Genomic DNA, 20,602 nt, shown 5'->3' on the forward strand with positions numbered 1-20,602 from the left:
ACCATCGTACGTGCGTCAGCCTCGACGCAGGACGCTGGAGACGACATAGCGCAGCTCCTCGACGCGCAGCAGTCGCGCGGCCAGCACGGTGGCCGCGGCACCGGCCGCTCCGACGACGACGAGCTCGCCGAGAGCCCAGGCGGGAGAGGGGTTCCCGGTCACCAGGAACCGCTCCCAGCCCCAGCGCCCGAGCAGCATCACGACGGCCGCGACGGCGCACACGAGGACGAGCCGCACCACGAAGCGGACGGTCTCGGGATCGGCCAGGGTGCCGATGCGGCGCGACAGCACGGTGGCCGAGACGGCGAGGCCGATCGTGTAGGCCAGGCCGTACGCCAGGGCGAGGCGCGTGGAGACCTCGATCGGCGGGGCGCCGGTGGTGACCGCGACGGCCAGAGCGATGTTGGCCACGGCGATCACGGTCTGGATGAAGAACGGGGTGCGCGTGTCCTCGAGTGCGTAGAAGCCGCGCAGCACGACGTAGTGCAGGCTGAACATCACGAGCGCGAGGGCGAAGGCCGAGATCGTGGTGCCGATCGCGTCGGTGTTGCCGCGTGCGGCGCCGAAGCCGGCGAGCACCGAGGCCACGGGCGAGCCCAGGCACGCCACCGCGACCGCGATCGGCGCGATCAGCATGAGGGCCAGCCGCAGGGTGCGGCTCAGCTCGAGGCGCATCCGGGCGTAGTCGTGCTCGGCCGCTCGGGCCGCCAGCGTGGGGATGATCGCCGTCGCCAGCGACACCGTGATGACGCCGTGCGGCACCTGGCTGATGAGGAAGCCGACGTCGTAGACGACCTGGCCCGCACTCGGGACGCCCTCCTTCTTGCCCTCGATGTCAGCGCTGGACGCCAGGCGCACGATGACGAAGTACGAGATCTGGTTGACCACGATGAACGCGAGGGTCCACGCGCCGAGGCGCAGGGTGTGCCCGAGGCCGACCCCGCGAAAGTCGAAGCGCGGGCGGAAGCGGAAGCCCACCTGACGCAGGTACGGCACGAGCACGAGCGCCTGCACCGCGATGCCGAGCGTGGAGCCCAGGCCGAGCAGCCAGGCCTCACCCGTGCTGAAGCCGTCGGCGGCGCCCGGGGTGGCGACCCCGAAGACCACGGCGTACGCGCCCAGCACGCCGAGGGCGACGAGGTTGTTGACGATCGGCGCCCACATCATCGGGCCGAACCGCTGGCGCGAGTTCAGGATCTGGCCCACCAGCACGAAGGCGCCGTAGAAGAACACCTGCGGCATGCACAGCAGCATCAGCAGCTGGGCCGACTCGCGCTGGCGCGTGAAGTCGTCGGTGAACAGGTCGGGACCGAACAGCAGCCGCAGCAGCACCGGCACCGCGAGCATCAGCACGACCGTGGCGATGCCCAGGACGAGCAGGCCGAGGGTGATGATCCGGTTGGCGTACGCGTCGCCGCCGTCGGGATCGTTCTTCATCGCGCGCACCAGCTGCGGTACGAGGACGACGTTGAAGATGCCGCCCGCGACGAGGATGTAGAGCGAGTTCGGGATCGAGTTCGCGACGTTGAACAGCGAGCCGTTCAGCGCGGAGCCGACCACGGCCAGCAGCACGAGCGAGCGCAGCAGGCCCGTGATGCGCGAGACGATCGTCCCGAGCGCCATCCAGGCGCTGGCGCGCGCGAGGTTCGGGTCAGTCATCGAGGTCCTCGGCGTCGGTCGCGGGGGCGGCGGCCTCGGCACCCCGGCGGCGCCGGCGGCCGAGGAACCGGCGGGCCCAGGTGAAGATCACGAGGAGTCCGGCGGCGGCCATCGTGGCCCACACGATCAGGCCGACGTTGCTGGTGCGGATGTTGAAGACGGCGGGCTCGCCGAAGGTCACGCCGGCCTCGGTGGCCAGGCGGGCGCTCACGGTGCTGGAGGTCTGGTCGCCGAGATCGACCTGGACGGTGAACGTGTGCCGCTCGCCGGCGTCGATCTCGACGGGCTCGATGTCGTCGACGCTCAACCCGGGGTTGTCGGCGACGAGCTCGAGCCCCACGCGCACAGTGCTGTCGGTCTCGTTGGAGAGCGTGAGCGGGAACCCGCCGCGGCTGCTCGACAGCGTGATGGTGGAGGGACTGTCGATGGAGATGTCGTCGAGCTCGGACTCGAGCGCCTCGGTCTCGGCGGCGATCCTCGCGTCGAGGGCGGCCTGGTCGGTGCGCCAGCGCACGGACAGCAGCGAGGCGAGGTCGCGGTCGTGGTCGGGCCGGCTGGGGTCCACCACGATCGCGTCGTGGAGGTCGGCGACCTTCGACAGGTTGGCGATGCGGTCGAGCGTGGAGGCGCCGAGCGAGGTGGTGTCGACCTCCTCCAGCACGGCGCCGCTGTAGCTGACGGGCGCGGAGCGGACCAGCTCGGTGGCGGTGGCCGGCCGGGTCAGGCCGCCCGAGCCGCGCGTGGTGATCACGCGCGCGACCACCTGGCCGCCCGTGGTGCCGGGATCCCAGCTGGGATCGACGATCGTCATCGCGTCGGCGCGCGACTTCGGGTCGCTCTCGCGCTCGAGCGCTCCCAGTGCGGCGTCGGTGAGGATTCGCTGGCGCAGGGTCACGGCGGTCTCGCTGCCGGGAACGTCGGGGAGGGCGCCGTTGACCAGCAGCGGCAGCGGGCCGTTGCGCGTCTCGAGGCTCACGACCGAGCCCAGCCGCGGCTCCCACCCGGGCACGCTCTGGCGCGACACCACGGTGGGGCCCTCGCCGCGGCTGCGGATGTCCTCGAGCATGGGCAGCGTGGTGCCCGCGATGGTGGGCCACGACGCGCGCGGCCCGGTGAGCGCGTGGTCGGCGAGCGCGTCGGCCGTCGCGTCGTCGACGACGTTCCACAGCGTCTCGGCGTTCTCGGGGTAGCGGTTGAGCGCCAGCTCGTCGGGCCGGGCGTAGGAGACGATCCACGTGGTGGAGCCGAGGGCGAGCTCGCGCAGGTCGGCCAGCCAGTCGACCACCGCCGCGGCCTGGTCGGTGGTGAGCTCGACGTCCTTCGGCGGACTCTCCGCGTCGGTCAGCGGCGCGAGCTCGTCGAGCAGGGAGGGGTCGAGCACCACGGTTCGACCCTCGCGCGGCGTCGCGGCGGCGGCGTCGAGGTAGTGGCGCAGCTGTCCGTCCTGCACGGAGGCGAGGATCTCCTCGGGCTCGGCCTCCTCGGGCGTCCACGTGGGGGTGAACGGCCAGACGAGGCCGGCGGGGATCGGCGTGGCGGGGTTCGGCACCCACGGCAGGAAGGTGGTGGCGCGCGCCACCGCATCGTTTGAGCGCTGGCCCTCCTCGTCGGTGGCCAGCACCTGCACGCCGACGGGATAGACGCCGCCGGCGCCGGAGAGGCCCAGCTTCGACACCGGCACCTCGATGCGGAAGCGACGGAACGAGCCCGGCGCGATGTCGCCCAGCTCGGCGAACGAGCCGGCGTCGACCACGCGCTCGCCCGTGTAGGACTGGCCGTCCTCGATCGCCGCCTCGATCTGCGCGCGCGACTCGAACGGGCTGCGCGGGATGACCAGGTAGGCCTGCACCGAGGTCCACGGCGTGGAGCCGGTGTTGCGGACGATGCCGCTCATCGTGATGGTGGCCTTCGCGGACAGCCGCGTGGGCGTCAGACCGTCGATCCGCACCCCCAGCGAGCCGTCGGAGGCGGTGGCCGTGGGGCTCGGCGAGCCCACCAGCAGTGACACCGCGACCACGAAGGCGGTCAGCCAGGCGCGGAACGTCACCACGTCATCGTAGTGGGACGGGCGACGGCTTCCGCGGCTGCGACTCAGCGCGCGGCCCACCACGCGCGCAGCGCCTCGATCGCCTGGTCCTCGGGCAGGGGGCCGCGATCCATGCGCAGGTCGAGCAGGAAGCGGTACGCCTCGCCCACCTCGCGGCCGGGTCCGATCCCCAGCACCTCCATGATCCGGTTGCCGTCGAGGTCGGGCCGGATGGACTGGAGCTCCTCCTGCGCCTCGAGCTGGGCGATCCGGGTCTCGAGGTCGTCGTAGGTGCGCTGGAGCCGCAGCGCCTTGCGCTGGTTGCGCGTGGTGCTGTCGGCGCGGGTGAGGATGTGCAGCCGCTCGAGCAGCGGGCCGGCGTCGCGCACGTAGCGGCGCACCGCCGAGTCGGTCCACTCGCCCGACCCGTAGCCGTGGAACCGCAGGTGCAGCTCGACGAGGGTGGAGACGTCGTCGGTGATCTCGTTCGGGTACCGCAGGGCGCGCATCCGCTTGCGGGCGAGCTTCGCGCCGACCACGTCGTGGTGGTGGAACGTCACCTGGCCGTCGCCGGTGAAGCGGCGCGTCCTCGGCTTGCCGATGTCGTGCAGCAGCGCCGCCAGCCGGATCGTGAGGTCGGGACGCTCGTCGAGCCGGTGCTCCAGCTCGATCGCCTGCTCCAGGACGGTGAGCGAGTGCTCGTAGACGTCCTTGTGGCGGTGGTGCTCGTCGCGCTCGAGCTGCAGCGCCGGCAGCTCGGGCAGCACCCGCTCGGCCAGTCCGGTGTCGACGAGCACGCGCAGGCCCTGCACGGGGTGGTCGGACAGCAGCAGCTTGTTGAGCTCGTCGCGGACGCGCTCGGCCGAGACGATCTCGATGCGGTCGGCCATCGCGACCATCGCCTCGGTGACGTCGGGCGCGCAGAGGAAGCCGAGCTGGCCCACGAAGCGCGCGGCGCGCATCATCCGGAGCGGGTCGTCGCCGAAGGAGACGTCGGGCCCGATCGGCGTGCGCAGGGTGCGGTCGGCGAGGTCGTCGAGGCCGCCGTGGACGTCGACGAACTCGAGGTCGGGCAGCCGCACGGCCATCGCGTTGACGGTGAAGTCGCGGCGGGCGAGGTCGTCGGACAGGTTCGTGCCGAACGCGACGACGGGCTTGCGGGACTCGGGGTCGTACTCGTCGGCGCGGTACGTGGTGATCTCGAGCATCTCGGCGCCCTTGCGCACGCCGATCGTGCCGAAGGCGCGTCCCACGTCCCACGTGGTGTCGGCCCAGCCCTCGACGATCGCCTCGATCTGCTCGGGCGAGGCCGAGGTGGTGAAGTCCAGGTCGGTGACGGCGCGGCCCAGCAGGGCGTCGCGGACGGGTCCGCCGACGAGGGCGATCTCCTGACCGGCGTCCGAGAATCGGGCGCCCAGCTCGGTGAGCACGGGGTGGTTCGCCCGCAGCTCGTCGAGGCGCGTCGTCTCGTGCGCAGTCAGCTCAGCCACGAGGGTCGAGTCTATCGGTGACGCCGTGACGTCACGTATGCTGGCGCACATGGAGAACTGAGATCCCGCCACGCCCACCCGCGACCCCGGAGATCTCATGTCATCCTTCCTCTCTCTTTCCCATGCCTCGTTCGTGCTGCCCGCGGGGCGCACGATCCTCCATGACCTCACGTTCGGCCTCGCGCCGGGTCGTCACGGACTCGTCGGTGACAACGGCAGCGGCAAGTCCACTCTGTTGCGGCTGATGGCCGGCGAGCTGGCGCCCACGGCGGGCACGATCGACGTCCACGGCCGGCTGGCGTACCTGCCGCAGGCGCGGGCGGCCGCCGGTGCCACCGTCGCCGACGTGCTCGGGGTGGCCGCGGCACTCGCCGCGCTGGCCCGCATCGAGGGCGGATCGGTCGACCCCGCCGACTACGACCTCGTCGGCGACGGCTGGGACCTGCCCGACCGCATCGAGCGCTGGCTCGACCGCGTCGGCCTCGCCGGGATCGAGCCCTCCCGACCCGTGAGCTCGGTGTCGGGCGGCGAGGCGACCCTGCTGCGACTGGCCGGGTTGATGCTCGCCGAGCCCGAGATCCTGCTGCTCGACGAGCCGACGAACGACCTCGACGGCCCGGCGCGCGAGCGGCTCGAGGACATCGTCGACGCGTTCACCGGCGTGCTCGTCGTGGTCAGCCACGATCGTCGGCTGCTCGAGCGGATGGACCACATCGGCGAGGTGCGCGCCGGCGCGGTGCGCTGGTTCGGTGGCGCGTTCAGCGACTACGCGTCCGCGGTCGAGGCCGAGCAGGAGGCCGCGCTGCGTGCGGTGTCCGCCGCGAAGGCCGACGTGCGCCGGCAGCGCCAGGACCTCGTCGACCAGCAGACCAAGCAGGCGCGGCGCGACCGCCAGGGACGCGCCAACGCCGGCAGCCTGCCGAGGATCGTGGCCGGCGCCTACCAGCGCAAGGCCGAGGTCAGCGCCGGGCGGCTCCGCGGGATGCACGAGGACCGGCTGGAGAGCTCGCGCTCGGTCCTGGCGGCCGCGGAGGACCGCGTGCGCGACGACCGGAGGATCCGCGTGGACCTGCCGGACACCGAGGTGCCGCCGCGCCGCGAGGTGCTGCGCGCCGAGGGCCTCGTGCCGGCGTTCGGCACCGCGCGACCGATGGACCTCGACCTGCGCGGGCCCGAGCGGATCGCACTCGTGGGCCGCAACGGCGCCGGGAAGTCGTCGCTACTGCGGGCGATGCTGGGACGGCAGGAGCCGCGGGCCGGACAGGTCACGGTCCACGTGCCGTGGCGCTACCTCCCGCAGGGGGTGGACCTGCTCGACCCCGAGCTGACGGTCCTGGAGAACGTGCGCCGGGCCGCTCCCGAGGCCGAGCCCCACGCCGTGCGTGCGCAGCTCGCGCGGTTCCTGTTCCGAGGCAATGCGGTCGACCAGGTGACCGGCACGCTCTCGGGTGGCGAGCGCTGGCGTGCCACCCTCGCGAGCCTGCTGCTCGCCACGCCGGCGCCCCAGCTGCTGGTGCTCGACGAGCCGACCAACAACCTCGACCTCGCGAGCGTCGCCCACCTCACCGAGGTGCTCGAGGCCTATCGCGGCGCCCTGCTCGTCGTCAGCCACGACGAGCCCTTCCTGGCCGATCTCGCCCTCGACCGCAGGCTCGAGGTGGGGTGAAGTTTCCCCCGCTCTGTGACAGAAGACCCGGTTGACCGGGGAAACGTCGGGACACGCGAAAGGGGGCCGACCCAGCCGGGTCGGCCCCCTTCACGTGGTGCTGGATCAGCCCAGGGCGAAGCAGGGCTCGGTGTAGTCGTAGCCCTCGGCCGTCGGGCCGGCCTGCATCTCCTGCTCGATCGAGACGCCGGTGGGCGCCTCCTTGTCGACCTTCGAGATCACGCTCTGACGCCAGGCGACGTCGTTCGGCTCGCCGGTCTGGTTGAACGCCTCGTCGGGAAGCATGCCCTCGTAGTCGACGCTGTCGAGCTCGGTGGCCGCCTTGACGACGTTCTCGCGGGTGATGCCGCCGTCCATGTCGGCCGCCGACTTCAGCGCGGCCAGCAGCGGGTACTCCCACACCCAGCCGGCCGTGTAGCCGTCGCTGGGCGAGTCGACGTCGGCGAGCGCGTCACGCATGGCCGCGTGACCGTCCGACTCGGTGCCCCACGGACCCCACGGCCCCGCCTGGAAGTACATCGCCTCGAGCGCCGGAGCGGCCTCGGTCTGCAGCAGCGCCGGGTTCCACGTGGGGCTCGAGCCCACGACGGTGCCCTTCCAGCCCTGAGCGGCCGCGCCACCGAGGATCGTGGCCATCTCGGCCGGACCCGTGGTGATGTAGAGCATCGACGGCTTCTCCTTCAGCACCGCCGCGACGGCACCGGCCTGGTTGTCCTGGCCCGTGGCGGTCTCGATGGCCTTGAAGTCGAGGTTGTTGGCCTTCGCGGCCGCCTCGACGCCCGCGGCCGCGTCTCCGCCGTAGTCGTTCGGGTAGTGGATCGCCAGGACCTTGCCCTTGACGCCCCGGTTGGCCACGGCCCAGTCGACGCCGTTCATGGCCTCGAAGCAGTAGTTCGCACCGGACTGGAGGATCTGGTCCTCGAAGTCCCACGCCGAGTTCCACGAGGCCGGGACGCCGATGACGTTGTCTGCCTTCATGTCCTCGAGGATCGCCAAGGTCTGGGAGGAGCCCAGGGTCTGGCCGAGCGCCAGGATGTCGTTGCGCATCTCCTGGTACTTCTTGTTGTGGATCTCGGGGTTGTACTCGGCGTCCGCGACGTACTTGTCGATGTTGACGTCGAAGCCACCGACGCCGCCGTCCTGGTTGACCTTGTCCCAGAACGCCTTCTGCGCCTCGGTGATCGGCACGGCGAGCGGAGCGAACGGGCCCTTGGTGAGGTCGGAGATCGCACCCAGGTAGATGCAGCCGTTGTCCTCGTTCACGGCGTCGGGACACGCCTCCTCGGTGATGCCGGGGCCCGACGCACTGTCATCGTCCCCGCCGCCGCGGCAGCCCGTCAGCACGAGGGCCGCCACCGCCGCACCGGCGACCACGCGGGCCAACTTGCGGTGTTGCTTCATTGTTTTCCTCCTGGGTGGTTCGACGGTGCGGACGCACCGCCACGGCCTCGCGGCCGGGGTCTAGTAGGAGAAGGGCCAGCCCTTCCAGTAGTTGCGGATTCGGGTCCAGATCCCGAAGAGTCCGCGCGGCTCGAAGATCAGGAAGCCCATGATCAGCAGGCCGTAGAGGATCGCCTCGAGCTGGAACACGGTCAGCAGCTCGCCGGGCACGTAGTGCGCGATGAACTGGCTGATCCGCGGCAGCAGCGCGATGAACAGCGCGCCCATGATCGATCCGCTGATGGTGGCGACGCCGCCGATCAGCACCATGGCGAGGTACTGGATCGACAGCAGCAGGCTGAACGCGCCGGGCTCGAACACGCCGATCACGGCGTAGTAGAGGGCGCCGGTGACGCCGGCGAAGAACGACGACATCGCGAACGCCATGACCTTGTACTTCGTGAGGTCGACGCCGATGACGGCGGCGGCCACGTCGCGGTCGCGGACGGCGCCGAAGGCACGGCCCACGCCCGAGCGGGCGATGTTGCGGCCCAGGATCGCGAAGACGATGAGGAACACCAGCCCGAGGAAGAACTGGGCCTGTCCGCGCGAGAGGCCCGAGATGGGCTCCATGGACGCGAAGTCGATCCCGAACAGCTCGAGCTCGGCGCCGCGGCGGCCCACGCCGGGACCACCGGTGATGTTCCGCGCCTCGCGGAAGATGTGGTCGCCCAGGAACACCAGTCCGAGGGTGACGATCGCGAGGTAGAGGCCGCGCAGTCGCACCGCGAGCGGTCCGACCAGCAGGCCCGCGACCGCGGCGACGACGCCGGCGGCCGGCAGCCAGATCCACATCGGCAGGCCGTAGCCGAGCAGCGCCCCGTCGGGGTCACCGCCGAGCACCGCACCGGTGTAGGCGCCGACGCCGATGAAGAAGGCGTGACCCAGCGAGACCTGGCCGGCGTAGCCGGTGACCAGGTTGAGGCCGATCGCGCCGACGGCCGAGATCATGCCGAGGGTCAGGACCTGCAGCAGGTCGTCGGTGAGCAGGAAGGGCACCACGAACGAGGCGATCACCAAGGCGACGACACTGCGGCGCTTGGCCGGGGTGTTCGCCAGGGTGAGGTCCTGGTCGTAGCTGGTCCGCAGCAGGGGGCGGCCCCGGAGTCCGGTGGCCTTGCGAGCGTGCTTCGAGGGCGTCGAGCGCAGCATCGTGGTCATACCCGCTCCACCTCCTTCGTGCCGAAGAGTCCGTACGGTCTGACGAGCAGCACCACGAACATGAGGGCGTAGGGCGCCACGAGGGCGAAGTTGTTGCCGAGCCACGGCGCGACGTCGGGCTGGTAGACGGCGGTGACCGACTCGACCACGCCCACGGCCAGACCGCCGATGACGGCGCCGGGGATGCTGTCGAGGCCGCCGATGATGATGGCCGGCAGCGCCTTCAGCGCGATGATCCAGGTGTTCTGCTCCAGGCCGGCGCCGGTCGCGGCGACGAAGGTGCCCGCGATGGCGGCGAGGCCGCCCGCGATCGCCCAGGCGAGGGCGAAGATCGCGCCCACCCGGATGCCCTGCGCGAGCGCCGTCTCCTGGCTGAGCGCGGTGGCGCGCATCGCCAGGCCGGTCTTGGCGTACCGGAAGAACAGCGCCAACGCGATGACGGTGACGGTGGTGACGGCGATCAGGCCGAGCCGCTGGTGCGAGATCGACAGGCCCCAGAACTCGTAGCGCTCGCTGCCGCCCGGGTAGGGCACCGACCGCGGGTCGGGGCCCATGTACCGGTTGGCGAAGATGCGCAGCACGATGTCGACGCCGATCGTGATGATCGCCAGCGTGAACACCGGCTTGCCCACCATGGGGCGCAGCGCGAGCCGCTCGACCAGCATGCCCAGCAGCGCGCCGAGGATGACGGCGACGACGAGCGCGGGCCAGAAGCCCAGGCCCCACTCGCTCGTCGCGTGGTAGGCGAAGAGTCCGCCGCACACCATGAGCGCCGGCTGGGCGAAGCTGATGACGTGGGTGGCCTTGTAGATCATCACGTAGCCCAGGGCCAGCAGCGCGTAGATGGAGCCCTGCGCCAGGCCGTTCAGCAGCGATTGCAGAAACGTGGTCATGCCGCCACCTCCTGGGAAAGGGCACGGTAGGTAGGTGCCGGCATGACCGATCTCATGGTCACTCGCTGTCGCTCGCTCATGCCTTCACCTCCTGGCTCGAGTCGGAGTAGAGGCCTTCGATCGCCTCGGCGAACCGCTCGTTGATGGCCGAGCGCTTGATCTTCTGGGTGGCGGTCAGCTCGCCCTCCTCGTGATCGAGCTCCTTCGGCAGCATCGCGAAGCGCTTGATGGTCTCGACGCTGGCGAACTTGCGGTTGGTCTCGTCGACGATGGACTGCACGAGTGCGATGACCTCGGGCTTCTGCGACAGGTCGCGGTAGGTGGTGAAGCCGAGCTTGCGCTCCTGGGCCCAGTTGCCCACGGTGTCGAGCTCGATGCCGATGAGGGCCGTCAGGTACTTGCGGCGGTCGCCGATGACGATGGCCTCCTTGATGTACGGGGAGGACTTCAGGCTGTTCTCGATCTCGCTGGGGCTGATGTTCTTGCCGCCCGCGGTGATGATGATGTCCTTGATCCGGTCCGTGATCTTGATGTGCGAGCCGTCGACCCACTCGCCGACGTCGCCGGTGTGCAGCCAGCCGTCGGCGTCGATCGTGCGCGCCGTGGCCTCCGGGTTGTTCCAGTAGCCGACGAACGTGCCGCGGTGGCGGGTGAGGATCTCGCCGGTCTCGTCGTCGATCCGCACCTCGGCGCCCACCTGGGGCTCGCCGACCGTGCCGACCTTGACGCGTCCGGCCATGTTGGCCGTGGCGATCGCCGAGTTCTCGGTCATGCCGTAGACCTCGTGCATCGGGATGCCGATGCCCATGAAGAACTCGAGCACCTCCGGCGCGATCGGCGCGGCGCCCGAGGCCGCGTAGCGGACCTTGGCCAGGCCGAGTCGCTCGCGCAACGGGCGGTAGAGGCACAGCCAGCCGAGCGCGTAGACCGCCTTGGTGGAGGCCGTGTGGTTGCCCTGGTTCTCCACGAGGGTGCGGCCGATCCACTCGGCGCGCTTCATCCAGAACTCGAAGTTCTTGCGCTTGAACCACGACGCGCCACTCATGCGGATGTGCACGCCGGCCGCGATCTTCTCCCAGATGCGCGGCACGCCGAACAGCAGCGTGGGCTGCACCTCGCGCAGCGCCTGCTGCACCGTCTCGATCGACTCGGCGAAGTTCACCTGCGAGCCGACGGCGGCGTTGAACCACGTGGTGAACACGCGCTCGGCCACGTGGCACAGCGGCAGGTAGGACACGACGAGGTCGCGGTCGCTGGCCGGCGGGTCGACGAACGCGCCGCCGCTCTGCAGCGTCTCGATGACGAACTCGACGTTGTCCATCGAGAGCATCGCGCCCTTGGGCGGACCCGTGGTGCCCGATGTGTAGACGAGCGTGGCGAGGTCCTCGGGGCGGGCGGCCTCGAGCCGCTCGGTGACGGCGTTCGGGTGGTCGGTGCGGTGCTGCTCGCCGAGCGCGAGGAACGCGTCCCACGACATGAGCCGCTCGTCGGTGTAGCGGTCGTGGATGCCGCGCGGGTCGATGTAGACGACCGTGCGCAGATCCGGCAGCTCGTCGGCGATCTCGAGGTACTTGTCGACCTGCTCCTGGTCCTCGGCGATGAGGACGCACGAGCCGGAGTCGCGCAGGACGTGCAGCACCTCGGGCGCCGGGTTGGTCGGGTAGAGCCCCACCGTGCCGGCACGGACGGCGGTGATGCCGATGTCGGAGAACAGCCACTCGCAGCGGTTCTCGCTGTGGACGGCGACGCGGTCGCCGACCTCGACGCCGAGGGCGAGCAGCGCGTGACCGACGAGGGAGGAGCGCTCCCAGTAGTCGGCCCACGTGATCTCGTCCCACAGGCCGTAGTTCTTCTCGCGCATCGCGATGCGGTCGGGTGTCTCCTGGGCGCGCGTGCGGATGCGCTGCGGCAGCGTGGTCATGCCAGCTCCCCCTGCACCTCGGCCAGCGTGGCGTCGTCGACGGGCCCGAGGTAGGCGCGGATGACGTCGGGATGGGACTGCACCTCGTGCGGGGTGCCGGTGGCGACCGGCTTGCCGAAGTCCATCGCCATGACGCGATCGGCCAGGTCCATGACCAGGCCCATGTCGTGCTCGACGAGGATCATCGGGATGTGCAGCTCGTTGCGGATGTCGAGGATGAACCGGGCCATGTCCTCGGTCTCCTCCCCGTTCATGCCGGCGACGGGCTCGTCGAGCAGCAGCAGCTTCGGCTCCATCGCCAGCGCGCGGCCCAGCTCGATCCGCTTCTGGATGCCGTAGGGCAGCATCCCGACGGGCAGCTGGCGGTAGCCCTCGATCTCGAGGAAGTCGATGATCTCCTCCACGCGACGGCGGTTGGCGACCTCGGCGTGCTTGGCCTTGCCGAGCCAGGCCACCGCGGCGGGCCAGCCGTAGCCCAGGTGGGCGTGGCGGCCGAGCATGAGGTTGTCGACGACGTCGAGGTTCTCGAAGAGCTCGATGTTCTGGAACGTGCGGGCCATGCCGAGGTTCGCGATGCGGTGCGGCCGCATGCCGCGGATGTCGGCGCCGGCGAACTCGACCGAGCCCTGCTGCGGACGGTAGACCCCCGACAGGACGTTGAAGATCGAGGTCTTTCCGGCGCCGTTCGGGCCGATCACGGCGAACAGCTCGTTGTCGAAGACGTCGAAGTCGACGCCCTGCAGGGCCTTGACCCCGCTGAACGACAGGTTGACGTCTCGGACACTCACGACTGGTTGTGACAAGGGAACCCTCCGGGACGGGACGGTGTGGGAAGGGGGACGTGGGGGGACGCAGGGGTCACGACAGCCAGCGCTTCCTGCGCTTGTAGTGCTTGACGTCGCGGTAGCTCGTGGCCATGTCGCCGCGGCCGAGGTAGAAGTCGCGGATGTCCTCGTCGTCGAGCAGCTCGGCGGCGGGCTTGTCCATCACGATCTTCCCGTGCTCCATCACGTAGCCGTGCTGGGCGATCGAGAGCGCCATCGTGGCGTTCTGCTCCACCAGCAGCACGGTGGTGCCGCGCTCGTTGATCTGGACGACGATGTCCTTGATCTGCGAGACGATGCGGGGCGCGAGGCCCAGGCTCGGCTCGTCGAGCAGCAGGATCTCGGGCTGGGCGACGAGAGCGCGACCCATGGCGAGCATCTGCTGCTCGCCGCCGGAGAGGTAGCCCGCGGTCTTCTTGCGGCGCTCCTTCAGCACGGGGAAGAGCTCGTAGACCTCCTCGATGCCCTCGGCGAGGCTGCCGCGACGGGTGTGGCCGCCGACGCGCAGGTTCTCCTCCACCGTGAACTCGCCGAACACGCGGCGACCCTCGAGCACCTGGCCGAGGCCGGCGGCGACGATCTTGGGCGCGTCGGCCGACTGGATCGGGGTGTCGCGCAGGGTGATCTCACCCTTGGTGATCTCGCCGTCGTGGATGTCCAGCAGGCCCGATAGCGCGCGCAGCAATGTCGTCTTGCCGGCGCCGTTGGCACCCAGCAGGGCCACGATCTGACCCTGCGGCACCGTCAGGCTCACGCCGCGCAGGACCAGGATGACGTCGTTGTAGACGACCTCCAGGTTCTTGACCGTCAGCAAACCTTCACTCCCTCGATTCGTTCGGCAGCCCCTCAAATGAAGGTGACGACATCCTCACATACGTTGTGAGTCAAGTCACTACCTATCTACACTCGGTGTGTCGAAAGTCGTGCGGGAAGGTCCCTGCACGACCATGGAGCGGTGGGAGCAATGGAATATCGGCAGACCGACGGACGGATGCAGCGCAGCGAGCGCACCCGTGCGTTGATCGTGCAGGCGCACGTCGACCTGCTGCGCGAGGGCGTCCTCAAGCCCACGGCCGCGCAGATCTCCGAGCGCGCGGGCGTGTCGCGGCGCACGCTGTGGACCAACTTCCACGACATGGAGAACCTGCTCGGCAGCACCGTGGCGCACTGGTTCCGTCTCGATGACGAGCTGCGGGCCGAGATCGATCCGTCCGCGCCCTTGGAGGAGCGGATCGACCGGTTCTGCGCCGAGCGCCAGCGCCGGCTGGTCAACATCGCGCCCGCCGCGCGGGCCGCCGTGCTGGGCGAGCCGGAGTACGAGGCGCTGCGTGCGAGCCGTCAGGGGCACATCGCCCGGGTGCGCGCCGACATCGAACGGGCCTTCGCCACCGAGCTCGCCCGCGCCGACGACCCCGTGCAGCTCGTGGACTCGCTCACGGTCGCCGTCAGCTGGAACGCCTGGTCGCTGCTCTTCGACGACCACGGCTACCCCGCCGAGCGCTGCCGTCGGGTGATGGAGCGCGCCGTGCGCACCCTGCTGGCCTCGGTCTGACGGTTTCCCCGGTTAACCGGGGAAACTGTCACTTCACGAGGTTCGCGAACCACGTGAAGTGACAGGAAACCTCGTTCAGTCAGCCCCGGGCGCCGAGGGCGGCAGCGCCGATGATGCCCGCGTTGTTGCGGTGCGTCGCCGGGACGATCGGGGTGCGCAGGTTGAGCAGCGGCAGGAACTTCTCGCTGTTCTTGCTGACGCCTCCGCCCACGACGAACAGGTCGGGCGACAGGATCTTCTCGAGGTGGCTGAAGTAGACCTGCAGGCGCTCGGCCCACTCCTCCCACGTGAGGTCCTCGCGCTCGCGGGCGCTCGTGGCGCACCACTTCTCCGCGTTCGGGTGCCCCGCGACCTCGAGGTGGCCGAACTCGGTGTTCGGCACCAGCGTGCCGGCGTTGATGAGCGCCGAGCCGATGCCCGTGCCGAGGGTGATCACGCAGACCAGGCCGTGCTCCTCGAGGGCTGCGCCGTGGTCGTTCTCGGCGACGCCCGCGGCGTCGGCGTCGTTGACCACGTGCACGTTGCGCCCGAGCACCTCGGTGAAGAGCGCGTCGACGTCGGTGTCGATCCACGAGGGGTCGATGTTGGCCGCCGACCGGGCCACGCCGCGCTGCACGACCGCCGGGATGGCGACGCCGATCTGCGGCACGTCGGCCGCGTCGGGGAAGTGGTCGACGATCTGCGCCGCGACCTCGGCGACGGCGCGCGGGGTGGCGGGCTTCGGTGTGGGGATGCGGAACCGCTCACCCACGAGGGTGCCCTGGTCGAGGTCGACCGGTGCCCCCTTCGTGCCCGTGCCGCCGATGTCGATCCCGAACCCCATGGCCATGCCAGAACCCTAGCGGCGCGAGGTCGCTCGGCGACGCTTCCGGGTGTCGCGGCGTCCGCTCAGTCCTCGAAGTAGTAGTTCGTGGTGCCCAGGACGAGGCCCGTCGTGGCCGACGGACGGTTGAGCGCGTCGTGCAGCAGGCCGATGCGGTGACGCTCGATCTTGCGGTTGGCGAACCGCAGCTCGATGCGGCCCTTGCTGATGATCCGGTAGGTGCCGCGCTGGTCGGGCGGGAACGAGGCCCACGACGAGCCGAGGCCCGGCCACGAGCCGATCGACACGCTGCTGCGGACGAACCGACCGGCGCGGTCGAGGGTGAGGTTCGTCGTGGTCGCCGTGCAGGAGATGAGGCAGTTGCCGCTCCAGTCGCGGTTCGTCAGGCTCGCGCCGATGCGGGCGCCCTTGCGCGGGAAGGTCGCGGGCTCGTAGGAGCGCCGCTCGTCCTTGCGGTTGGCGCGGTACGTGAAGCCGTAGGTGTTCACCTTGAACTTCTGGCCGCCGATGCGCGCGATGCCCTTCTTGGCGTTGTAGGAGTACTTCTTGCAGGTCCTCGTGGTCTTGCGGCACTTCGGCACGACGCCGTTCCTGACCTCGCCGACGTACGCCCAGCGCTTGTTGAGGAACCAGACGGTCTGGGTGTCCCAGCCTCGGCTGTCGGACAGCGAGGTGGTGGCGAAGCCCCAGAAGTACCGGCCGCTGAGGCTCTTGTACGTGCGCGGCTTGGGTGCCACGCCGACCTTGTAGGCCTTGGTGGCCCGGGCGCCGCCCGCCGTGGCGGTGAAGCGCAGGTTGCGGGTCTTCGCGCCCTTCGCGACGCGCACCTTGAACGTCACGCCGTACTTCGTGGAGCGGGCGCCGATCGTGCCCAGGCTGCGGCTGCGCGGCGAGATCTTCAGACCGGCCCCGCTCGCGACGATCCGGGTGTTCGCGGCCGCGGCGCGGCCGGAGTTGTTGACCTCGAGCCGCACGCGGACCCACTTGCCCTTCTGGGCGGCCTTGACCGGGTGACCGCCGGCGATCGAGAGTCGCGGCGTCCAGCGGGTCACGAGACTCTCGGCGTAGAACGCCTGGGTGACCGTGCTGGCGCCATCGGTGACGTAGACGTAGGCGCAGTCGTACTCAGCGGTGCGGAACGTCGAGAGTGCCTGCGAGGTGAGGGTGAGGACGGAGCCCGAGCGCGAGCGGCTCACCGCGAACTTCGCGCCGTCCTCGAGGAACTGCCCGTCCGTCTCCGAGGTTCTCGCTGCGCCGCCGATGGCGGCCCGGCGGACGCAGCTCGACCCGCTGAGCTCGCCGAAGTAGACCAGCACCGCCGCGTTGGCTGCGGGGGTGCCGCGGAAGGTCACGGTCGCCTTGAGTCGCTGCGCGGCGAGGTCCTGGACCACGTCGGTGCGCACCACGGTGCCGTCGTTCGGCGAGGGCAGCGGGGCGGCGATCCGGGCGGAGCGGTTGATGGCGCCCTGGGAGTAGTCCGTGCTCGAGGAGGCCGGCGTGCGAGCGGCCTTGCTGGCCTCACCGGGAGCCGCGGCAGCGGACCGCGGGGCCCCGCCGAGGTCGACCGGGCCGGGATCCGCGACGGCGCCCGTGGCCGTGGTGGACAGCAGGCTCACCGCCAACGCGACGGCTCCGGTGGTCGCCAGCGACCGTCGAACGAGCAGGTGGCGGCGTGCGGACATGGAGAGGCTCCCCCGAGATCGCGGACAATGGGGGTCATCCTCTCGGCGTCCGCTCGTGGGTGTCAACGCCCGGCCTTACGCTGAGCGCATGGCTGGAGGACTTGTCGCCCTGCTCGACGACGTGGCTGCGCTCGCCCGACTCGCGGCGGCGTCGGTCGACGACGTCGCTGCGGCGGCCGGCAAGGCGAGCGCGAAGGCGGCCGGTGTCGTCGTCGACGACGCGGCCGTGACGCCCCGCTACGTGCACGGCGTCGACCCGAAGCGCGAGCTCAGCATCATCGGCCGGATCGCCAAGGGCTCGCTGCGCAACAAGCTGCTCTTCATCCTTCCCGGACTGCTGCTGCTCAGCCAGTTCCTGCCGTGGGTGCTGACCCCGCTGCTCATGGTCGGTGGCGCCTACCTGTGCTTCGAGGGCGCCGAGAAGATCTGGCACGTGCTGCACCCGCACCACGAGAAGAAGGAGGAGCCCTCCAGTGCGCAGGGCCCCGAGGCCGAGCAGCACGTAGTCTCCGGCGCGATCCGCACCGACTTCATCCTCTCGACCGAGATCATGGTCATCTCGCTCAACGAGGTCGCGGACGAGCCCTTCCTCTCGCGGGCCGTGATCCTGGTGCTCGTGGCGCTGGGCATCACCGCGCTGGTCTACGGCGTCGTGGCGCTGATCGTGCGGATGGACGACGTGGGCGTCAGCCTCGCCGGCCGCACCTCCACGCTCGCCCAGCGCACCGGCACCCTACTCGTCAAGGCGATGCCCAAGGTCCTCTCGGCGCTCGCGGTGATCGGCATCGCGGCGATGCTGTGGGTCGGCGGGCACATCATCCTCGTCGGCACCGACGACCTCGGCTGGCACACGATCTACGGCTGGGTGCACGACCTCGAGCACTGGATCGCCGACGTCATGCCCTTCGCGGACGGCGCCTTCGAGTGGGTCGCCAACACCGCGGCCTCCGCCGTCCTCGGCCTGCTGATCGGCGCCGTGGTGGTGCTGCTGGTCAACGGCGTCAAGCGCCTTCGCCGCGGCAAGGCCTCCGCGGCGCACTGAGCGGGAGTCTCAGGACTCCACGGCGAGCGCGGTGGCGAAGCCGAGCATGACCGCGCCCGTCGAGCCGTCCACCACGCGGCGGAACGTGGGCCGCACCAGCTTGTTGGCCGCGGCGTTCGCGATCTCGATCACGACGAGCAGCACGACGGCGCCCACCGCGACCAGGGTCAGGGCGTAGGCCAGCAGCGCCGGTAGGCCCTGGCCCGGGCTGACGAACTGGGGCAGCACGGCCAGGTTGAACGCCAGCACCTTCGGGTTGGTGATGTTGCAGACGAAGCCCTGACGGAAGGCGGCGCGCGCGCTCACGCTCGGGCCGGACTGACCGACGGCCCACACGCTGGAGTCGCGACGCAGCGCCGAGCGCAGGGCCGTGAAGCCCAGCCACGTCAGGTACGCCACGCCCGCCCAGCGGATCGCCTGGAACACCGGCTCGGCGTGCGCGATGACCGCGCCCAGGCCCGAGGCGGCGAGGATGCCCTGCACGGCGCAGGCCAGCGTGATGCCGGCGGCGGTGAACAGGCCGCGGCGGCGGCCGCCGACCACGGAGGCGCGCAGGGTCAGGAAGGTGTCCGGTCCCGGGGCGACCGCCAGCAGCGTCGCGAACAGCAGGAAGGACAGGTAGGTCGTCACGACCGCATGCTACGGCCGCCCGAGACGAGAGACGCACCGGATCCCGAAGGATCCGGTGCGTCGCTCACTACAGGGGGTGAGGCTGGCTCAGCGCTCCTCGGTGCCCTCGATGAAGGCCTCGAGGCGGGCGCGGCCCTCCTCGTCGGGGCGCTGCTCCGGCGGCGACTTCATCAGGTAGGACGAGGCCGAGAGCAGGGCGCCCGAGACGCCACGGTCCTTGGCGATCTTCGCCGCGCGGATGGCGTCGATGATGATGCCGGCCGAGTTCGGCGAGTCCCAGACCTCGAGCTTGTACTCCAGGTTCAGGGGCGCGTCGCCGAACGCGCGGCCCTCGAGGCGCACGTAGGCCCACTTGCGGTCGTCGAGCCACGCCACGTAGTCCGAGGGACCGATGTGGACGTTCTTGTCGTCGACCTTTCCGGCCAGCGAGCCGTGCAGGTTGGACGTGACGGCCTGCGTCTTCGACACCTTCTTGGACTCCAGGCGCTCGCGCTCGAGCATGTTCTTGAAGTCCATGTTGCCGCCGACGTTCAGCTGGTACGTGCGGTCCAGGGCGACGCCCCGGTCCTCGAACAGCTTCGCCATGACGCGGTGCGTGATGGTGGCGCCGACCTGGCTCTTGATGTCGTCGCCGATGATCGGGACGCCGGCGTCCTCGAACTTCTTGGCCCACTCGGGGTCGGACGCGATGAACACGGGCAGGGCGTTGACGAACGCGACTTTCGCGTCGATGGCGCACTGCGCGTAGAACTTGTCGGCCTCCTCCGAGCCCACGGGCAGGTACGAGACCAGCACGTCGGCCTGGGTGTCCTTGAGGACCTGGACGACGTCGACGGCCTCGGCGTCGGACTCCTCGATGGTCTGGCGGTAGTACTTGCCCAGGCCGTCGAGCGTCGGACCACGCTGCACGGTCACGCCGAGCGGCGGGACGTCGGTGATCTTGATGGTGTTGTTCTCGCTGGCCTGCGTGGCCTCGGACAGGTCGAAGCCGACCTTCTTGGCGTCGACGTCGAACGCGGCGACGAACTCCACGTCACCGACGTGGTACGGGCCGAACGAGACGTGCATGAGCCCGGGGACGGTGCCCTCCGGGTCGGCGTCCTTGTAGAACTCGACGCCCTGGATCAGGGACGTGGCGCAGTTTCCAACGCCGACGATGGCCACGCGGACCTTGTTCTCCGAACTCATGGAGACCTCACTTTTCCTTGTCTGTCGTACTGGTTTCTTCCTGCTCCGTGAACGCGTCGGCGCGCTCACGGTCGATCAACTCGGTCAACCAGTTGATCTCGCGCTCCACGGACTCGAGGCCGTGTCGCTGGAGTTCTCGGGTGTAGGCGTCCATCCGCTCGCGGCGCTGGACCGCGGCCGAACGGACGTTCTCGAGGCGTTCCTCGAGGCGGGACCGACGTCCCTCGAGGATGCGAACCCGGGTGGGGGAGCTGGTGCGGGCGAACAGGGCGAACCGCACCCCGAAGTTCTCGTCGTCCCACGCCGACGGGCCGCCGTCCTCGAGCAGGGAGGTGAAGTACTCCTTGCCCTCGGCGGTGAGCCGGTAGACGATCCGCGGACGCTTGCCGCGAGGCGACGTCTCGCTGTCGGCGGCGATGAAGCCGCCTCGGGTGAGCTGCTTGAGGCAGGGGTAGAGCGTGCCGTAGGACAGCAGCCGGGTCCAGCCCAGCAGGCCGTTGACGTGCTTGCGCAGCTCGTAGCCGTGCATGGGCGAGTCGGCGAGCAGGCCGAGGACGGCCAGCTCCAGAGCTGCTCCGCGTCGTGCCATGTGTCGCCCCCTTCCC

At 70.3% G+C, this 20,602-nt stretch carries 17 protein-coding genes; 3 read left to right on the top strand and 14 right to left on the bottom strand.

All coding sequences use genetic code 11. From position 1 onward, the window contains the following. Positions 1-15: 15 nt before the first annotated feature. The 3 genes from murJ to ACGWYL_RS06015 are packed head-to-tail and all read right to left on the bottom strand — an operon-like array spanning position 16 to position 5,226. Positions 16-1,659, bottom strand: coding sequence for a murein biosynthesis integral membrane protein MurJ (murJ, locus tag ACGWYL_RS06005; RefSeq protein ID WP_269304461.1), 1,644 nt, complete (start codon positions 1,657-1,659; stop codon positions 16-18). Continuing rightward, the gene (locus tag ACGWYL_RS06010) at positions 1,652-3,706 is read right to left on the bottom strand and encodes a DUF6049 family protein (protein ID WP_269304464.1); all 2,055 of its coding nucleotides are present in this window, start codon (positions 3,704-3,706) and stop codon (positions 1,652-1,654) included. Before ACGWYL_RS06010 ends, murJ begins: the two co-directional genes overlap by 8 nt. Positions 3,707-3,750: 44 nt before the next feature. Further along, the gene (locus tag ACGWYL_RS06015) at positions 3,751-5,226 is read right to left on the bottom strand and encodes a CCA tRNA nucleotidyltransferase (RefSeq protein WP_395487237.1); all 1,476 of its coding nucleotides are present in this window, start codon (positions 5,224-5,226) and stop codon (positions 3,751-3,753) included. 46 nt (positions 5,227-5,272) lie between these two features. Between ACGWYL_RS06015 and ACGWYL_RS06020 the strand changes: the two genes are divergently transcribed. Continuing rightward, the gene (locus ACGWYL_RS06020; protein WP_269304468.1) at positions 5,273-6,841 is read left to right on the top strand and encodes an ABC-F family ATP-binding cassette domain-containing protein; all 1,569 of its coding nucleotides are present in this window, start codon (positions 5,273-5,275) and stop codon (positions 6,839-6,841) included. Positions 6,842-6,946: 105 nt separating this feature from the next. Here the strand turns inward: ACGWYL_RS06020 and ACGWYL_RS06025 are convergent, their stop codons facing one another. The 6 genes from ACGWYL_RS06025 to ACGWYL_RS06050 form a co-directional block, all read right to left on the bottom strand. Then, a complete protein-coding gene (locus ACGWYL_RS06025; RefSeq protein ID WP_179427346.1) occupies positions 6,947-8,242 on the bottom strand; it encodes an ABC transporter substrate-binding protein in 1,296 nt (431 codons plus the stop codon). A 60-nt stretch (positions 8,243-8,302) separates the two neighbouring features. Then, a complete protein-coding gene (locus ACGWYL_RS06030; RefSeq protein WP_223302983.1) occupies positions 8,303-9,442 on the bottom strand; it encodes a branched-chain amino acid ABC transporter permease in 1,140 nt (379 codons plus the stop codon). Next, a complete protein-coding gene (locus tag ACGWYL_RS06035) occupies positions 9,439-10,335 on the bottom strand; it encodes a branched-chain amino acid ABC transporter permease (protein ID WP_179427344.1) in 897 nt (298 codons plus the stop codon). The genes ACGWYL_RS06030 and ACGWYL_RS06035 overlap by 4 nt, the downstream gene beginning before the upstream one ends. A 76-nt stretch (positions 10,336-10,411) precedes the next feature. After that, positions 10,412-12,256, bottom strand: a complete 1,845-nt coding sequence (locus ACGWYL_RS06040; protein WP_179427342.1) for a long-chain fatty acid--CoA ligase — start codon at positions 12,254-12,256, stop codon at positions 10,412-10,414. Then, positions 12,253-13,044 carry an ABC transporter ATP-binding protein gene (locus ACGWYL_RS06045; protein ID WP_317628256.1) on the bottom strand — a complete coding sequence of 264 codons (792 nt, stop codon included), beginning with the start codon at positions 13,042-13,044 and terminating at the stop codon, positions 12,253-12,255. Before ACGWYL_RS06045 ends, ACGWYL_RS06040 begins: the two co-directional genes overlap by 4 nt. Before the next feature lie 70 nt (positions 13,045-13,114). Further along, positions 13,115-13,894, bottom strand: coding sequence for an ABC transporter ATP-binding protein (locus tag ACGWYL_RS06050; RefSeq protein WP_179427337.1), 780 nt, complete (start codon positions 13,892-13,894; stop codon positions 13,115-13,117). Positions 13,895-14,044: 150 nt separating this feature from the next. Here ACGWYL_RS06050 and ACGWYL_RS06055 point away from each other — a divergent pair, with 150 nt between their 5' ends. Next, complete coding sequence (locus tag ACGWYL_RS06055) at positions 14,045-14,632, top strand: TetR/AcrR family transcriptional regulator (RefSeq protein ID WP_395486678.1); 588 nt, start codon at positions 14,045-14,047, stop codon at positions 14,630-14,632. 79 nt (positions 14,633-14,711) lie between these two features. Here ACGWYL_RS06055 and ppgK read toward each other — a convergent pair whose 3' ends face one another. Next, the gene (gene ppgK, locus ACGWYL_RS06060) at positions 14,712-15,461 is read right to left on the bottom strand and encodes a polyphosphate--glucose phosphotransferase (RefSeq protein ID WP_179427333.1); all 750 of its coding nucleotides are present in this window, start codon (positions 15,459-15,461) and stop codon (positions 14,712-14,714) included. A gap of 59 nt (positions 15,462-15,520) precedes the next feature. Next, positions 15,521-17,137 carry a hypothetical protein gene (locus ACGWYL_RS06065; RefSeq protein ID WP_395486679.1) on the bottom strand — a complete coding sequence of 539 codons (1,617 nt, stop codon included), beginning with the start codon at positions 17,135-17,137 and terminating at the stop codon, positions 15,521-15,523. A gap of 88 nt (positions 17,138-17,225) precedes the next feature. Here ACGWYL_RS06065 and ACGWYL_RS06070 point away from each other — a divergent pair, with 88 nt between their 5' ends. Then, a complete protein-coding gene (locus ACGWYL_RS06070; protein WP_179427329.1) occupies positions 17,226-18,179 on the top strand; it encodes a DUF808 domain-containing protein in 954 nt (317 codons plus the stop codon). Between the two features lie 9 nt (positions 18,180-18,188). On the opposite strand, the gene ACGWYL_RS06075 is transcribed toward ACGWYL_RS06070, so the two are convergent. From ACGWYL_RS06075 to ACGWYL_RS06085, 3 genes are all read right to left on the bottom strand, one after another. Next, positions 18,189-18,809: a LysE family translocator gene (locus ACGWYL_RS06075; RefSeq protein ID WP_179427327.1), complete on the bottom strand. Its 621-nt coding sequence runs from the start codon at positions 18,807-18,809 to the stop codon at positions 18,189-18,191. An 87-nt stretch (positions 18,810-18,896) separates the two neighbouring features. Next, entirely contained in the window at positions 18,897-19,997 is a 1,101-nt protein-coding gene (locus ACGWYL_RS06080) for an inositol-3-phosphate synthase (RefSeq protein ID WP_179427324.1), read from the bottom strand. A gap of 7 nt (positions 19,998-20,004) precedes the next feature. Continuing rightward, positions 20,005-20,586, bottom strand: coding sequence for a PadR family transcriptional regulator (locus tag ACGWYL_RS06085; protein ID WP_179427322.1), 582 nt, complete (start codon positions 20,584-20,586; stop codon positions 20,005-20,007). Positions 20,587-20,602: the final 16 nt, after the last annotated feature.

It is taken from the genome of Aeromicrobium sp. JJY06 (genome assembly GCF_044069275.1).
Classification (GTDB): Bacteria; Actinomycetota; Actinomycetes; order Propionibacteriales; family Nocardioidaceae; genus Aeromicrobium; species Aeromicrobium tamlense.

Coding starts and splice junctions, on each gene's coding strand:
- ppgK (WP_179427333.1), bottom strand. CDS start 15,461: ATGGCCATGGGGTTCGGGATCGACATCGGCGGCACGGGCACGAAGGGG.
- ACGWYL_RS06025 (WP_179427346.1), bottom strand. CDS start 8,242: ATGAAGCAACACCGCAAGTTGGCCCGCGTGGTCGCCGGTGCGGCGGTG.
- ACGWYL_RS06015 (WP_395487237.1), bottom strand. CDS start 5,226: ATGTGCGCCAGCATACGTGACGTCACGGCGTCACCGATAGACTCGACC.
- ACGWYL_RS06085 (WP_179427322.1), bottom strand. CDS start 20,586: ATGGCACGACGCGGAGCAGCTCTGGAGCTGGCCGTCCTCGGCCTGCTC.
- ACGWYL_RS06020 (WP_269304468.1), top strand. CDS start 5,273: ATGTCATCCTTCCTCTCTCTTTCCCATGCCTCGTTCGTGCTGCCCGCG.
- ACGWYL_RS06080 (WP_179427324.1), bottom strand. CDS start 19,997: ATGAGTTCGGAGAACAAGGTCCGCGTGGCCATCGTCGGCGTTGGAAAC.
- ACGWYL_RS06035 (WP_179427344.1), bottom strand. CDS start 10,335: ATGACCACGTTTCTGCAATCGCTGCTGAACGGCCTGGCGCAGGGCTCC.
- ACGWYL_RS06030 (WP_223302983.1), bottom strand. CDS start 9,442: ATGACCACGATGCTGCGCTCGACGCCCTCGAAGCACGCTCGCAAGGCC.
- ACGWYL_RS06040 (WP_179427342.1), bottom strand. CDS start 12,256: ATGACCACGCTGCCGCAGCGCATCCGCACGCGCGCCCAGGAGACACCC.
- ACGWYL_RS06055 (WP_395486678.1), top strand. CDS start 14,045: ATGGAATATCGGCAGACCGACGGACGGATGCAGCGCAGCGAGCGCACC.
- ACGWYL_RS06065 (WP_395486679.1), bottom strand. CDS start 17,137: ATGTCCGCACGCCGCCACCTGCTCGTTCGACGGTCGCTGGCGACCACC.
- murJ (WP_269304461.1), bottom strand. CDS start 1,659: ATGACTGACCCGAACCTCGCGCGCGCCAGCGCCTGGATGGCGCTCGGG.
- ACGWYL_RS06070 (WP_179427329.1), top strand. CDS start 17,226: ATGGCTGGAGGACTTGTCGCCCTGCTCGACGACGTGGCTGCGCTCGCC.